This window comes from Arthrobacter sp. CAN_A212, assembly GCF_015752345.1.
In the GTDB taxonomy this organism is placed as follows: domain Bacteria; phylum Actinomycetota; class Actinomycetes; order Actinomycetales; family Micrococcaceae; genus Arthrobacter_D.
In genome coordinates this window covers 349,337-364,915 of sequence record NZ_JADOUT010000002.1, presented here as the reverse complement: position 1 = coordinate 364,915, position 15,579 = coordinate 349,337, and the positions used below count along the sequence as shown (strand labels likewise).

Genomic DNA, 15,579 nt, shown 5'->3' with positions numbered 1-15,579 from the left:
CGCAATATTAAGCCGAGGAACGGGACCAAGACCCCCGAATCACAAGGGCAAACGCACCAAACTCGGCTTAACGTTTTCCTCGGCATAATCGGAGTTAAGCCGGATTCGGCTTAACTCCGACAGAGGAGTTCAATATCGTGCGATCCGCTACACCGAAAGACTCGCTGAGTCCGAAGCAGTCGCCTCTGTCTGCGCCAAGGGCGATAGTTACGACAACGCGATCGCCGAGGCACTGAACTCGCTGTTCAAAGCCGAGCTAATCCGCAACAAAGGCCCGTGGACGGGCATCAATAACCTAGAAATCGCCGTCGCGGAATACATCGGTTGGTACAACCATCGACGCCTTCACAGCGAGACCGGCTACCGACCACCGGTGGAAGCCGAAACCATCTACTACTCAAAACTCCCGACCATCAAAATGATGGAGCGGGTCTAACAAACCCTCCACCAACCCCGCGGCTTGACACGGAGTTCGGCGGCTTCCTTTTGCGTGACACCGGGACGGGCGCCGTCTTCAATGTCGGCCTCCTTGAGCCAGTTATGCAGGGTGGCTTCGGAAATTCCGAAGTCCTTGGCAATCTGGGAGATCGGCGCTTCGTGCTTGCGTGCCACCGCGACAACGTCGCGTCGGAACTCGGCGGGAAATGGCTTGGGCATGTGAACATCCTTGCTGTAATGAGTAAATCCTCGCAAGTCAGGAGGCAAGCAAACTCGGGGCAGTCCCGATGGCTGAAAGATCACGCCTGATAGTCAGGGTATTTTCGCGTTGGAGGATTCGACGCGCCTGTCGCATCAACCATCATCGTTTCTTGGGCGATGTGCACGGGACGCCCTGTTGGCTGGCCAGAATGTTTGACTTACCTTGCGTTCTACTTCACTGTCGCCGACAGGTTCAAGTTGGACACGTTGGCCATACTCAACTTTATTACCGTGAGCGCCTGTCCATCTGAGCCCTTACCGGGTGCTGCGACAGCAGTCAGCTTTGATCCTGAAGGGACTCCGCCGAAGGTGATGGTGATTTGCTGTCCGTCCTTCTTCAGTGTCGCCCGGTTCAGGCTGGAGTCGATACTGACCGTCGCATCGGAAACCCACTGCCACGTCATTGCCTTGCCCGAGCTCGCCTTCATCAGATCGTTGACAATCATGCTTGAGGAAGTGTGCGTGACGGTCCGAGTTGCGGATGACGATCCAGGAAGCGCCTGGGTCATGTCCACAGACGCCGTTGACGATGAAAGAAGCTTTGTTGAACCCTTTGCTCCGAGCGGCTGGTTCGACTGACCCATAAGCAACGTTGAGTGGGCTGAGGTGCCCGGCTTCCAATAGTTCCACCGCTGGGTATCACCGTAGTAACCTGCTGGGCTGCCAAGTTCCGTCCCGGGATCGATCGACCATTCGACACCCTTCTTGAAGAACGAGACAGTACCGATGTCCAGATGAGCATGGTTGGCGCTATTGTCACCACCCTTAAGAGTCGCCGTCGACGGTGTGCTCCCTGCCGGTAGGTGCAACGCAGCCAACCCGGTGTGCGGGAATACCGAGGAACGTTTCGCAGGCAGACTGCCGGGCTTGACCCACCACCACATCAGCTGGGAGTCGGGCTTGGCCTGAAGTTCCTTCCATGCCCATGCCGCGGCGCCTGCGTCCTTGCTAGTGAACGCAGACCAGGCTGGCATCAGCGGACTGAGTGCATCCGGCTCGGCGTCAGCAAAGGGCGTCGGCGATCCATTAGGGTCTGTACTATTCATTGCATAATTCGCGGTCTTGACCAGTGAAGGCATGGTAATTGGAGATGTTGCATACACATTCGGCAGCGTCGAATAGATAGTAGATAGCGCGCGGCTTTGATATGTCCAGTAACCAGGTCCTTCTTGGGTCCCACCGTCAGCAGCGACCATGTTCAGCGCTGGTTGCACTGAGACAAGAGACTCCTTCGCTAGCGCTGCTGCCTGTACTGGCGATTTCTCAAGGAAGACTGCGGCGGCCACGAAAGTTGCGGCGTTGTGTATTGCGGCAATATTTGTAGCGGCGTCAACAAAATTCTCCCGGTCAGCATGCAAGCAGGTTTGCGGGCCGATCCACTGGACCAAGACGGTCTCTTCCAGTCCTTCGACGGGCGCCCAATCATTTGCCGTTCCTGCAGCCAGCAGAAGGTGTGACCAGGTCAATGTGTTCATCGAGCCCGGCCCCGCTTCAAGGATCCGTTTGGTGTCCGACCGCAAAACACTGCGTGCCTTAGTGTCCCCCGCCTGCAGCCAGCCGTAGCCGAGCCGCGAGACCCTCGGCGGATAGTTGCTTTGCAACTGCTGCAACGTAAGTGTCTGTGCCGCTTGATTTGCCGCACCTCGGATCATTTGGCCATGAATCGTCGCTATAGCGGGGTCTGTAAGTGCCCGTGCGTTGGCATCAGCAATCATTTTATTCGTTGTGATGATCCCTGGTCCGCTTGCAGGCAGTTTAGGAGCAAACTTTGACTCTGCCACTGGAAGAGCACATCCACCCATAAACCCAACCCAACCAGATGAGGCAGGAATGCTGCCGCTACGGCCCTCAAGTTCATCACGCCAGGTCGGCGCCTGAAGCTTGACCGAGGCCGCCACATCCCCGATAACACTCCGCTGGGCCACACGGTCGGCTGCCAGAATTGTCGTAAAGGCCTCCGCACGAACTTTCGTCGCTTGATATGCGGATACTGAGATCTGTCCAGCATTCAGGTCAGCTAATGCTGCTTTGGCAACGTTCTGCTGCACAAGCCTTAGATCTTTCAACGTATTCATCTGGCTAGAGCTGGTCTTGACAGTCGCAGCTCGCAGTCCCTCAGCATCGGCTGCCTGCGCCGCAGCGGTCATCGCGGTCTGAGTGGTCGCTGCGGAAACCAGACCGGCGGCCTTGTCCAAGCTTGCGGTGCCGTTGGCGACTGCATCTTTCACAATCAGGCCGTCAGCCCTGGCCAAGGTTGATATGAAGGGCCTGGAATCCACGTAGAGGTTTTTGGCCGCCACAATGTCCTCCCTTAGAGCCGCACGCTGTTCGCTCAGCGTTGGTCCAGCTGCCGGATCAATAGGCGTAGTCACGGTCACGTTGGCGGCGTTCGCATATTTGCCGTTCGCATCGTGTGCGAAGAGGGCGTACGAGTAAGTGGTCTTCGGCTTGAGTCCAGGGTTGGTAATGCTGGTTTTTGGTGCCGCGACATCTGTTACGACGGTGCCAGATGTGGGTGAAGCGGGCGCAATCGTGCCCAGGGCACGCCGGACAAGTACTCCCGAGTAACTGCTGGAACTTGGATTCGTCCATTTCAACGTCACTGAAAAAGGTGTGGTGCTGGCTACCGTCAGACCCGCAACAGGTGAAAGTGTTACTGGGCTGGTCGACGGGCTGCCTGCGTACCGGTACATGAACGCCGCCATAGCGTCTCGGTTGACGGGCTGCACAGGCCTGTACGTCTTATCAGGCCAGCCCTCAGATATCTTCTTGGCTGCCAGCCAGCTGATCTCCTTATAGAACTGGACATTCATGCCTACATCGACGAACCTCGGCGATGCTGGAGCAGCATAGGTGGGACTTCCCGCAAGGCGGTACATGAACGCCGCCATTGCATCCCGGTTTACGGGGTCGAGTGGCCGGTACGTTTTGTCCGGATACCCAGTCGAGATCTTCTTTGAAGCTAACCAGCTGATCTCCTTGTAGAACTGGGTCCTCGTAGTGACATCTTTGAAGGGGGACGTAGCGGGTGGCGTGTAGTTGGGACTACCCGCGAGCCGGTACATGAACGCCGCCATCGCGTCTCGGTTCACTGGTTGCAGAGGACGGAAGGAACCGTCGGAGTACCCGGTGGATATTTCCGCGCCGGCGAGCCAATTGATCTCCTTGAAGAATTGATTATCACTGCCAACGTCGGAGAACGATTCCGCTGCTGCAGCAGTCGAGTATTCCGCCGGTTCGACGGCGTTAGCTGAACCCATCGCGAGGAAAGGCATCACGAGTATCAACGCCGTTGCCGAAGCAACTAAACGACGCGCATGGGTGAAGAAAAACATGAAGCTGACCTCCGCATAAGCCAGCCCCAACGACCGACGCCCTGGATAGATTCCGGGTTATTTTGAACCTACCCGTGGGCGGAGACGGAAACTTGTTTCTTAGCTAAACATGATCGAACGCTGCCTGAATCCTGAGGCAAAAGGGCGTCCAGCGGAAAATCCACCACATTAACTGTGTCAGCCCCCGAAGTGGTCCCAACCGCCGCCGTCGTGAAGAACTGATCCAACTTCGACAACGGATCCACCATCCAACACGTCTCCGACTTTTTGAAATCCTTGAGGCAACTCAGCGCCCAGCGGGAACGTTGCGAGGATCCCATAGTCCTCGCCACCTGTGAGTACCCAGTCGAATGGGTCGACCTTGAGCAATGACGCAGCGGACATTAGCGGGACGGCGAGAAGTTCCACGGCACCAGGGTTCAATCTAATGGTCACTCCGCTTGCCTTTGCGATTCTTCCGGCATCCCGTAAGAGCCCGTCAGAGACATCGATTGCCGATCGTGCGCCAGCGGCAGCCGCAGCAGGTCCTGCCTTAAGCGGTGGCCAGGGTCGGCGCTGACTCAACACCAACCTCATCATCTCGGAATCAAGGCTTCGGGCATCGTGATCCGACTCCATAAGAGCCAATCCGGCTGCTGCCCGTCCCACTGTTCCGGCAAGGGCCAAAATGTCGCCAGCGACCGCACCAGAGCGGAGAACCGGAGCGCGCGAATCCAGAGTTCCGGTTACAGCTATAGATGCTGCCAGCTCACGTCCCCGCCCCAGATCACCACCGATGACACCGCATCCGACTGCACCGAGCTGCACGATGGCTGCAGCCATCCCATCCGCAAAACTATCTACCCAGTCGATAGGCGTCGCCCCAGGCAAAGTAAGACTGACCAGCAGAGAGGTGGCACGCCCACCCATGGCGTTGATGTCGCTGAGGTTTTGGGCGGCCGCCTTCCATCCGACATCGAAGCCGTCCGTAATGTGTCCATTCCTACGATTGAGTCTAAAATCCTGATTCTCGACGAGTGTGTCGATGGAGATCACAACTCGGCCATCCGGGGCAGCCAGGAGCGCAGCGTCGTCCCCAGGCCCAATGACCGCGGCATCTGCGACAAGAAGTCGCGGAAAAATTCTCGCCAGTAAATCTGTCTCGGTAAAATCGGCAACGGTGAGGGGCATACATCTAAGGTACAAGCGAAGCCTCATACAGCGTCCACCGATTCCAAAGCAACGCATAGCTGGGCGGTCGTTTCGTCGTGGGAAGTACCTGGACTACAGACGCCTTCAGCCCGATACGGGGCGCAGGAAGATGTTCGTGAGCTTTACCCGCGGAACTATAGTGGAACGGTAATAATTCGCATCACATGGGCGAAGCGAGGAGGGGCGGCGTGCACGAAGCACGAGATCAAAGCATTCCTGCCGCTCGTCATCTAGGTTTAAGCGGTGGCAGTCCGTCCACGTTCCCATCATCCGGTCATGGGCAGCCCCCTCCCCTGTCCCAACGAACGAAGGACTCGCCGACTTCAGTTTTAGCCTCACGATCCCACCGCCGTAAAAGATTCGTGGCTCTACTCCTCACAATCCTGGTGGCGCTAAGTATTCCGACTCTTATTGGGACGCTCCTTCTGCTGGGTTAGTCTGTACTGGAGAAACTATTCTGACGAACGCAGGGGCCAAATTTCGCAAAGATTATGCCTATATGGGGTAGGCGACCAGAGGCTATTAAAATAGCGCCCATTATCGAGGCTCCCATTAATTCGTCTCCATTTGACCGCGTTGTGACAGCAACCGGACGGTCCTGTCAGCAATCTCACCGTGGACTGCGATGGCTCTGCCCAATGTGTTGAGTTGAACCGAAAAACGAATCGAGATATCCCTTGCGAACAACGCCAGTCATCTTTCAATCGAAAGCACCTCAGGCTCCGGATCTGGAGTCTTTTAGGGTTTTCGCTAACACTTACGTAGTTGGTAGTTCGAGGGGTGCGGAATGTAGGCAAAACCAGCTAACGGTGTGGGCCCACGGAGTAGGTGCTCTGGGAGGTTCGTTCATAGACGGAGACGAAGAAGCTGCGCGAATCCTGGATCAGCCCGGGCTCTCTAATCTCCCTTCGCTTGGGCAAGAGCTTCGTGGATCAATCTCTCTATACGTCCTAGAGCACGACAAGGACCAAGTCACTCTACTTCCGGACCCGCTGGGAGGCGGCATCGTCTTTACGCACCGCGACGAGGATGGCTGGGCAGCATCGTCGGATCTCGGTGCGCTCGTCGACTTCCTCCGGAGCATCGGCCGAGGCCCGCGGAAGTCACTTGAATATGTCGCTGCATATGTTGCCACCGGTAGCGGCGGGCTCGTCGACTCTAGTTATGAGGGCATCGAAGCGCTGCCACAGTTCAGCTATATCGAGATCACTCCAAATGGATTCACAGTGAAAGATTATGCGGCCAAGCAGTCCTTCTACGCGACAGAAGAGTCTTACGACGATTCTCTCGCTCGCGCCGAGGAAGAAATCAAACTGAACCTGAGGGCGCTTGCCTCTGGAGACCATTCCCGTAAAGTGGCGCACTTGACCGGGGGAATCGATTCACGCGCTGTGTTGGCGGCAATCCTGTCGACGGGCAACGGCGATCAGTTCTCGTTCTACTGTTCTGGTGGGCCCACCGAACCCGACCAGGTCATTGCGCGGCAACTGGCGACTGAGTACGGGCTCATCATGACGAAGGCTCAAGGGACAGAGCCAACTGTCGCGCCTGAGACCCAGGAAGAACAGCTCCTTTGGCGCTTTCAACATACCTCCGGGCTCATATCCGGCCCGATGCATCGGGGAAACACTCGATCTTCGACGGCTATTGCCAGTGGCGGCTATGGCGAGCTATTTCGTTCATTCCACAACAAGGGGATCCCCCACGTTGGGAATCCGCAGGAGGTGGCCCAAAAGATATTCGGCGGACTTGGTTTCTCGACTAACGCTTCCCGCAGACTGCTCTCACGGGACTTTGCCGACCGCACCCAGGCTCGGCTGCAGAACCATATTGTAAAGAGTGAAGGGAAGGGAGTGCGCCGAGATGCGCTTCTCGACCATGTGTACATGAGTAGTCGTAACAGGTTTTTTGTCGGTGAGATCACCAGATCGGTATCACCCTTTGCCGCGCGGTTTGATCCCCTTTACAGCCTTGCAGGAGCGTCCCTCGCTCTCCGACTCGATGGTGCCAGCCGTGTGGCAAATATTGTAGGGATGGACCTGATCGAGCGTATGTCGCCCGGCCTATCGCGGCTGCCATTCGATCGAGACAGATTCAGCGGTGCTTATGCACAAGTTCGCGAAGTGCCCGCCACGAGGGATTTTTCCAAGCAAGGTGGACCATTATTTGATGGGATGGTCAGCGAGCCGGCAGGGAACGCTGGGCTTGTGAAAGTCCCCAAACCAACGGTGGAGGAGCGGCTGCGAGCGAACGAGCTGAAGATGGCCCCCCGACTTATCGCCGAGTTTCCGGCGACGCGTGATGGAATCAAGGACCTGATCGCTGGGATGACCGGGTCAAGATTCGAATCTGCCTTCAATAGCAGGGCGGTGACTCTCCTCGTGGATCGGCCGCCCTCACATCGCGTCCATTACCGGACTGCTCGCAGTATCTACGCCAGCCTCCTGTGGTATCACCGAGGATGATCGCAGAACCTTGGCTCATTGTTCCCTGCCAGATCACGATGCCTCACAAGGACTACCCGCAGCGGCGGCTAAGCTTGATAGATCGAACGGCCAACCGGCCTTCTCATGTTCGATCTTGGTCCGCATTTCTCGAACAGATCTAGGGATAATGGTTACAAACGCTCAGATGTATCGGCTTCGGGAAATGGTCCTTTCGCTCCTCCCCTCGTCTAGCGGGGATCTAAGCAGGGCCCGAGCCATGAACTTCATCGAGGATGGGCTCCTCTCATCAGCGCAGTTCGATGATCTCAAATATGACAACGGCGCGATGTGGGCCGCACCCTACCCTCGAGGCCAACAGCGCTACCTACACGGATTCATTTTCCTTGTCGACTGGTTCGATACTGTTCTGGTGAACGAGCAGTCTGCCCCAGAAGCCGCCAGACTTGCCACCGAAGTAGTGGAGGATTGGATCGACCGATACCCAAATCCACAGACCGACCACCCTATGGCCTATCATGATGAGACAACCGCTCAACGGCTGATGAACCTCATGTCGTTGGATATGAGAGTGCAGAACTACCATCCTGATCTGTCGCAACGGGTCCTGCAGCCTCTCATTAGCACGACCGCCGACCTCCTTGCCCGGGATGACTTTCATGCTGCTGGCAACAATCACGGGATGTTCCAGGATCTCGCTCTGCTGTATTGGAGCATTTTATCTGCGCCCACTGAGGAACGCCGGTCAGCTGCATACTTCGACGTCGCAATGAATCGATTGAGGAATTACTTCAGCGAATGTTTCACCAAAGACGGGGTTCATGTCGAGAATACACCGACTTACCATTTGATGGTTTCCAGACATGTAGCTAATGTTCAGAGAATTGCGGTAGCGGCCGGACATCCCGATGCACCGTTTTATGAAGAGCTCGTCAAAAGGGCCGAAATCTATGCTGTTCATGCACTTATGCCGGATCGCACTTATCCCCCGATTAGCGATACACAGCAAAACGACATTTCTCGATCAGGAATGCAGAAGATTTTTACCAGTGAAGAATTCGCCTATGCGAGCAGTGGCGGATCGACTGGTCGAGCCCCCGACGCGCGAACCCTGGTTCTTCCGGACTCCGGCTATGCGATTTACCGCAGCAAATGGGGAGATCCGAATGCGACCTTCGCGTTCTTCTCAGCGGCCTACAACGCTGATTACCACAAACACTCGGATGACCTGAGCTTCTTTTTACGGAGTGCGGGGGTAGACCTTCTAAGCGAATCGGGCCCCTACAGCTACGACTACAAAGATCCTTTATCTAAATACGCCTACTCCCAGTTCGCTCACAATAGCCTTGTGGTAGACGGCAGGAGCCTTCCGCGGACTGATGGGAAGTTGAACGATGTACACCTGCGATCCGTTGATGAGCGGGACGATGGATTCACCGTTGTTGGCACGAATGCTCGCTACGAGGACGTTATTCACGAGCGGAAGATAGACATCAACGAGATTGATGGATTTCCGCAAATCAATGTTACCGATTCCATTACAAGCCCTGCTAAGCATCATTATCAGTTGCTTTGGAACCTTGGGACGGACGTAGACATAACTTTGCATGGCCAAGGTTTTGAACTATTCCACAAGAATCGGAAGGTCATGGATTTGCTGGTGTCTGCCGATGTAGCAACCATCATTACCATTCGCGAAGGCGTGATGAAGCCTCGTCCACTTGGTTGGCGCTTCCCAAGATTCGGTCAAGCAGAACCGGCCAAAGTTGTGGCCATATCCTTCACAGGTCCGTCTGCGACCCTTACGACCAGCATCAGGCTGTCCGATTTCAACTACGTCGATCGGGGTCTTGCAGCCCAGGACTCAAAGTGGTCACGACAAGACGGTAAAGTGCCGCTAAACTATCTCTTCAGTCCAGGAAAAACGGCTAGCGGGCGGAATCGCTTGGTGGTAGTTTTCTCGGCTATCCAAGGCGTCGGAGACTTCACCTACAACTACAAAGCATCAATCGACGCTGTCGACATCAACGCGCTTTACATTCTGGATGACTTTGGCGACCAGGGTTCCTACTATCACTCTGACCATCGATCAGACACTGTGTTTCAAGCGGTCCAACGGTTGATAAAGACAATTGCTGACCGGGAGGGTGTGGAGGTAAGCGACATTGTGACAGTCGGGTCCTCCAAAGGTGGGACTGCGGCTCTGCTTCACGGCCTCGCCCTATCGGTTGGTCGAATAGTCGTTGGTGCCCCTCAGACCCGGATAGGTTCGTTCGTTGCTCGCCCACATCCGAACATCCTCGAGTTCATGGCTGGGGGGACTTCCGATTCGGATGTGGAGTACCTCGATGGGTTGATTGACTCCGCAATAAGCAAGAACAACGGAACCACAGCAATTTCGATTCTCGTAGGCCGAAACGATCATCACCTCTCTCACCATGTGCTGCCCTTGTCTGAGAAGCTCGCCGCTAAGGAAATTACCGATACCTCCCTCACAATTCTTCCAGATCTTTCGCATGCCGACGTCGGGTCAGTGTTTAGATTCTTCCTTGCAGCTAACCTGGAGCAGTGGGTAGCAAAGTCCAGTGAGGAAGCGCTAGCTTACATCCTCACTACCAAAGAAAGCGCGCGAAGCATTCGCATCAAGGTGTATGCGCCAGCGGAAACCCAAATCTCTTACCGACTGTTCTCCGGATCAGAAATTGTTCGCCGACGGAGCTATTCAGAGCGCGACGTTGTCATATTCGACGATCTGGCTCCGGGCAACTACAGGGTCCGGGTTTTCCGGACCGAGCCTGGCATGACGGAGCCCAAAGCCTTCACAACCCGTTGGATTAATGTCGAATAGGGATCGAAACCCCATTGCCCTTTACCGGGGAGGCCGCGCCGTATAGTCGGTATACCGCTTGATGTCTGTGCTGATAATGCGAGCAGGTACACCGGCAACCACGCAATTATCTGGAACCTCCTCAAGAACAACGGCGTTGGCACCGATGACCACGTTGCTGCCGATGCGTCCCCCGAAGCACTTGGCTCCAGGCGCGATGAACACGTTATCGCCGACGATGGGGGTTCCATTCCCCCGCACTCTTCCGCCTAATGTGACGTTCTGAGCAATGACACAGTCTCGTCCGATAATTGAGTCCGGGTGGATTACAGTTCCAATACCGCCAATACCAAGGCGGGTACCTTCTCCAATTCGGGCCTTGAACGGCACTCTGGAGTTGAACTTGTTGAAGATGAATGTCTGGATGTAATAGGCGCCGTCAACCAACCCTTCAAGGTAGACCTTGCGGGAAAGTCTATAGAGGTCCATCACCCCGAATCGGTGGAGCTCTTTGGATAACAGGTCTATTGATCCATTTGCCAGTGAGAACTGCTGCATCTCCCCAAAATCGTCTCCATATGCTTCATGACCGATAACCGAACTCCCTTGGGGCTGGCCGCCGGCAGCGACGACGGGTTTCCCGAAGAAATGAGACCCCACGTGTTCCCCAGAAGGATCGATGAACGAAACTACCTGGTGGTTGACACCGAGCATCAGACTCACTGCGGCACTTGTCTTGGTCAAGCCCACCAGGGACAATGATTTTGTCTGACTCGACCGCGGTACGTCGGGAAAACCGACGTACCGCACCCGGTCGGATACCGCTGAAACCGCAGGACTATCGGGCGATTTGGTGTAGCACTTGACGCGATACGTACCCGGACCGTCTAACGGAAACTTATAGGTGTTGGAGACGACATAGGGCGTTTTCTCCACGACCTCGTCACCGCGCAACAGATAGTATGCAAACAGTGTTCCGCCCTCGCTTGCGGCAACGGAAAGCTGGAAGAAATTCTCTAGTGCGGCTGTCACTTTCATGTGTGCTCCCCACGTCGCGTACCAGATTTGGTAACCGGCCTACCTACCACTTCCATATTCAATAGCGGCAGCACTCTATCGTTTGAAAATTGTTGGACGACAAACCGCTGTGCGGCAAACCTCAGCTCATCCCATCGAGCGATATCGGCTGTCACCGTTCGGATGCGCTGGGCCATCCTTACCGGGTCAGGCGCGATCCAATCGACAGGATAGATCTGATCGGCGCCAGGCCAAGCGAGTGTTACAGGGAACGCACCAGACGCAGCCCCGTCCGGCAGCGTGAGATGAAACGACTCGAAGTCGCTGACGGACAAAACCGTTCCGATCTTGCTATACCACTCAGCCATGTCGTCCCCCTGCGCGTCGAAGGTAACTCCTCCGGTCAATGTCGGGTCGGTCTCAATACGCTGATACTGGGTCAGGAAGTAGTCAAGCTCTTCGGTACGATCAGCCATCCATGCGAACTCTTCAGGACGTTTGCCCTTGATGAACAGGTGGTACCGACTGTCTTCAGTCCTAAGGGCGCTCAGCAGATCGAGCGCTAGATCAAGCCGTTTTCGTTGCGGCACGATCCCCACCAGGCCGAGGTTCCATTCGGCTCCCGGGAGTTTGTCGCGTTTCAGCGCCCGCGTGTCGACATAGTTCGCGATGACAACTGACTTTGAACGTGGAATCCGAAAATCCCGCTGAGCGACGTCCGCTGTGTGCTGGCCGACGAATATGAAGCGATCGACGTTGTCGGTGTTCAGCTGATGGAGGTACGCAGTGGTCAGCTCCTGAAGATGCAGCCGGCAGACCAACCGCTGGTCGGCACGCTTGTTTTTCGCAAACCAGACGGCGTTTCCAAGAGTCCACTCACAGAAGATCACTTCTGCCTCCGCCAGCTTGGCGCGGCTGGCCTCTTCGTCGTGTTGCGAATGTCCGAGCCATTGATCAATTTCGACCGTGTGTCCAACTGCTTCTAAATGTGCGATGAGGCCACGAGCGAATTTAAGGTCGTGCCCGGCAACCAGAATCTTTTTTAAAGTTTTGTCACCCCGATGCGCATTTGATCGCTGATCTCGAAGAACCTTCCTTCTCAGGACCAGCGTCCGTTCATGGCCAGCGGGAACTACTGCTGCTAAGCCGGACACCTTCCGTTCATCAGCAGCTTCTAGCCGAGCCAGTCCACGACCGCATCCTTTCAGATCCACTTGGCTGACGAGTGCCGAATCCCAAACTGAATATTTCCTCGATGTGAGAAGGTCCTCGTAATATGTGCGGTCGATCTGACTAGTCGGGAGGTCTCCAATAAGGGTGATTCCGGCTGACAAAAGGGACTGCGAATCGTCCGCGGACATCTTCCTAACTTCGATACCGTTGACTGGTCCAGAATCTCCGGCCCCAAACTCGGTCAACAGAAGAGTAGGGCGGACACTCTGGGCATCGAGATCCGCCAGGATCTCTGGAGTTATCTTCTGAATGCGGAGCGCATACTTCTCCAGCATCGGCGCCTTGACCGTCAGGCCAGCCGTTCTGAGGACGTAAACCAGACGGTGAGCAGCTGTGTGGCTCCGGAGTACCGAACGCAGGGCAAGCCATGCATCCTCATTTCTGGCTTCCTCATTTTCCATCCAGTAGTTGATCAGCGCCTGGGCGCTTGCTTGATCAGAGACGATCGGGATGATACTTCCGAAGACCTGATCGATCCCCTGCCCTGGTCCACTGATAATCGTTCCCCCACAAGCGGCGACCTCAAACACTCTGCGAGAAAACATCGTGCCCGATTGTTCAACGGAGTTCACGTTTACGTGCACGGGGTGGGCTTTGTAGGCTTCCACCATGTCTGCGTAGGTCAGACCACCGGAAACATGGGGCGCGAGATCCGCTGGGAACTTGTAGGGGCTCTCCTTGTTCAGGTGCTGACGATCATAAATGGTTAGACCAACTGGAAGCGCGGCTGCAAGGAGGCTATGGAGCTGATCGGATCTCTTCTGGTACCGAGCCCCATAATATGAGCCAGCATACGAGACAGTATGCGAGTACTGCCTGTCGCTGGGAAGCGGATTATGTAGTGCTGGCTGGGCGTAAAAAGGTAGCGAAGCGACAGTCTCAAGGAATTCGCCCGCCGACTCCAAATAGCGCCGGATCGACCGATCATCACTGGTAAAGACATGCTGAAAGTAGGTGGCGGTTTTCTGGAACCGGTTGAAATGAATGGGATCTTCTTTATTCCAGAAAATTGTTGGTATTGAGTTCGCACGGCAATGTTTAATCAGGTTGCGTAGATCCGCGAAAGAATCGTCGTCGTAATAACCCACCTTCCCCCGCCATGCTCCACCGTTTCCTTCCCAGGCTGACTCGACGAATAGTGCGCTGATCTTCGAATCGGCTAGCTGGTTTGCCCAGTTGTCGGGAAGTAGCTCGACCAGCGAGATGTCGGGGCGCAAGCCAGCGGTAGTGAATTCATCGGCGATAATACCAATCGTCACATCTGACAGGGTTGTTCCGCTTATGGAGGACGCGCGTTGTTCGGATGCTGACAGTGCAACATGGGCTTCTTCACCCACGCGCCGCCAATTCCTCTCGCTGACCGCCCAAAGGCGGGCTCGGCGGCCCATTTCACAACGCCAATCCTCATTCTTCACGAGCTTTGTTAGGACTGAGGCGAGCTGGACTGCATCGCCTGCAGGGAAAAGGGCTGCCCGTTCCCCGTCCGCGCCTGCGAGGTCCCTCAACGGAGGCAAATCGGAAAGGACCACGGCTTTGGCTGCTGCCATCGCCTCCAAAGGTTTGATCGGAGAAACCATCTCCGTGACAGGAAGTGGCAGACGCGGACATGGCGTTATATCGAAGATACTGAGGTAGTTGGGGATTGCACTGGCTTTGACCCGCCCCGTAAATATCGTTACGTCGGACAGACCCAGCGTCGCAGCTCGTGCCTTCAACGCTGGCAATGCCGCGCCATCTCCGACGATCACAAGCCTGAAGTCTGTGTCCTCTACCACCATCCGATGGCACGCCTCGAGCAATGTGGCCAGGCCCTCGTACTCGACCAGGCTACCTGCATACCCAATCACCGGAATATCGTGGTCGATACCCAGCCGCTGCTTCGTTGGTCCATGAGCCGGCATGTCGCTGAACTGGTCAGTATCGACCGCATTCGGAAGAATCACGACCTTTTCGTCCGGAACCCCACGATGGACTAGCTCGTCCCGAACTTGGTCTGTTATTGCAAAAACGAGATCGGCTTCACGCGCAACAAGCGTTTCCATCTCCTTCGAGAACCTGAACCGGTCTGACTGACCCCACCCAGCCTTCGTCGACGACTCGGTGATCTCCCATAGCCCGCGAACTTCATAGCTGAATGGAAGCCCGAGCCTGCGCGCCGCAATCAGCGCGGGCAGGGCAGTTACATGGTTTGACGCAGCATGAATCCGTTCAACACGAGTACGCGTTGCCACTTGAACATAACTGTCCGCGGCCTCCTGGACGTAATGGTCGAGGGAGCCCTGGGTCCAGGTGGGGCCCTGACTGAAAAAGTGGTTGATTCCATCAATGGTTTCGTTGTAGCTCGAGGTGGATCTTGGCGCGACATCGGTCTTGATGTCCCATGGATATCCTGGGCGTGCCGCAATGATCACATCGGCTCCGGCTTGAGTCAGCCCTTGCACCAGGCCTGCCGTGCGGGTTGAGTAGCCGTTTGAGTTGTAGGGGGAAACGCTATGCGCACAGTAGAGAATACGGCCTCGCTCAGCCTGGTAGCCCGGAGAGTCTTGCTTGGGCGGCAGGTTGGGCGGACGCTCGCTGAGCCGATCCAGTCCCGTGACAGCGTCGATCAGCTGCTTTTGTTTCGCTGATAGTCCCGTCAAGACTTCCGCATAGTCAGCAATTGCTTTTGCCGGTTCGCTAACGCTGCCGAGCACAAAATAGAGATGTGCGATCAGGTTGTATACATTCATTTCGGACGGGTCCCGGAGCACAGTCTTCCGGAGCTCCTCAGCGCGTTCCAACGGACCGAGTGTTGGAGCCGAGTTCGGTTTTGCGGTGACAATAGCCGCCGGCG

7 protein-coding genes and 1 pseudogene are annotated in these 15,579 nt (G+C 55.8%); 3 read left to right on the top strand and 5 right to left on the bottom strand.

All coding sequences use genetic code 11. The annotated features are described in order from the left end of the window. Positions 1–103: 103 nt before the first annotated feature. Positions 104–436: an integrase core domain-containing protein gene (locus IWX64_RS17235; protein ID WP_196865930.1), complete on the top strand. Its 333-nt coding sequence runs from the start codon at positions 104–106 to the stop codon at positions 434–436. A 29-nt stretch (positions 437–465) separates the two neighbouring features. Here the strand turns inward: IWX64_RS17235 and IWX64_RS04280 are convergent. The 3 genes and pseudogenes from IWX64_RS04280 to thiL form a co-directional block, all read right to left on the bottom strand. Continuing rightward, positions 466–657: pseudogene (locus IWX64_RS04280) on the bottom strand (transposase); the annotation flags it as partial. A gap of 212 nt (positions 658–869) precedes the next feature. Continuing rightward, the gene (locus IWX64_RS04275) at positions 870–4,034 is read right to left on the bottom strand and encodes an S-layer homology domain-containing protein (RefSeq protein WP_196865909.1); all 3,165 of its coding nucleotides are present in this window, start codon (positions 4,032–4,034) and stop codon (positions 870–872) included. A 177-nt stretch (positions 4,035–4,211) separates the two neighbouring features. Beyond that, complete coding sequence (gene thiL / locus IWX64_RS04270) at positions 4,212–5,204, bottom strand: thiamine-phosphate kinase (protein WP_196865908.1); 993 nt, start codon at positions 5,202–5,204, stop codon at positions 4,212–4,214. 830 nt (positions 5,205–6,034) lie between these two features. Between thiL and IWX64_RS04265 the strand changes: the two genes are divergently transcribed. Together IWX64_RS04265 and IWX64_RS04260 are read left to right on the top strand one after the other, a co-directional pair. Continuing rightward, positions 6,035–7,690, top strand: coding sequence for a hypothetical protein (locus tag IWX64_RS04265; protein WP_196865907.1), 1,656 nt, complete (start codon positions 6,035–6,037; stop codon positions 7,688–7,690). Positions 7,691–7,928: 238 nt separating this feature from the next. Beyond that, on the top strand, positions 7,929–10,517 hold the full coding sequence (locus IWX64_RS04260; RefSeq protein ID WP_196865906.1) for a heparinase II/III domain-containing protein: 2,589 nt from the start codon (positions 7,929–7,931) through the stop codon (positions 10,515–10,517). 21 nt (positions 10,518–10,538) lie between these two features. On the opposite strand, the gene IWX64_RS04255 is transcribed toward IWX64_RS04260, so the two are convergent. Further along, positions 10,539–11,534: a serine O-acetyltransferase gene (locus tag IWX64_RS04255; protein ID WP_196865905.1), complete on the bottom strand. Its 996-nt coding sequence runs from the start codon at positions 11,532–11,534 to the stop codon at positions 10,539–10,541. Next, positions 11,531–15,526, bottom strand: coding sequence for a glycosyltransferase (locus IWX64_RS04250; protein WP_196865904.1), 3,996 nt, complete (start codon positions 15,524–15,526; stop codon positions 11,531–11,533). Before IWX64_RS04250 ends, IWX64_RS04255 begins: the two co-directional genes overlap by 4 nt. Positions 15,527–15,579: the final 53 nt, after the last annotated feature.

Excerpts from the sequence above, each read along its gene's own strand:
- IWX64_RS04275 (WP_196865909.1), bottom strand. The coding sequence starts at position 4,034 with ATGTTTTTCTTCACCCATGCGCGTCGTTTAGTTGCTTCGGCAACGGCG.
- thiL (WP_196865908.1), bottom strand. The coding sequence starts at position 5,204 with ATGCCCCTCACCGTTGCCGATTTTACCGAGACAGATTTACTGGCGAGA.
- IWX64_RS04260 (WP_196865906.1), top strand. The coding sequence starts at position 7,929 with ATGAACTTCATCGAGGATGGGCTCCTCTCATCAGCGCAGTTCGATGAT.
- IWX64_RS04255 (WP_196865905.1), bottom strand. The coding sequence starts at position 11,534 with ATGAAAGTGACAGCCGCACTAGAGAATTTCTTCCAGCTTTCCGTTGCC.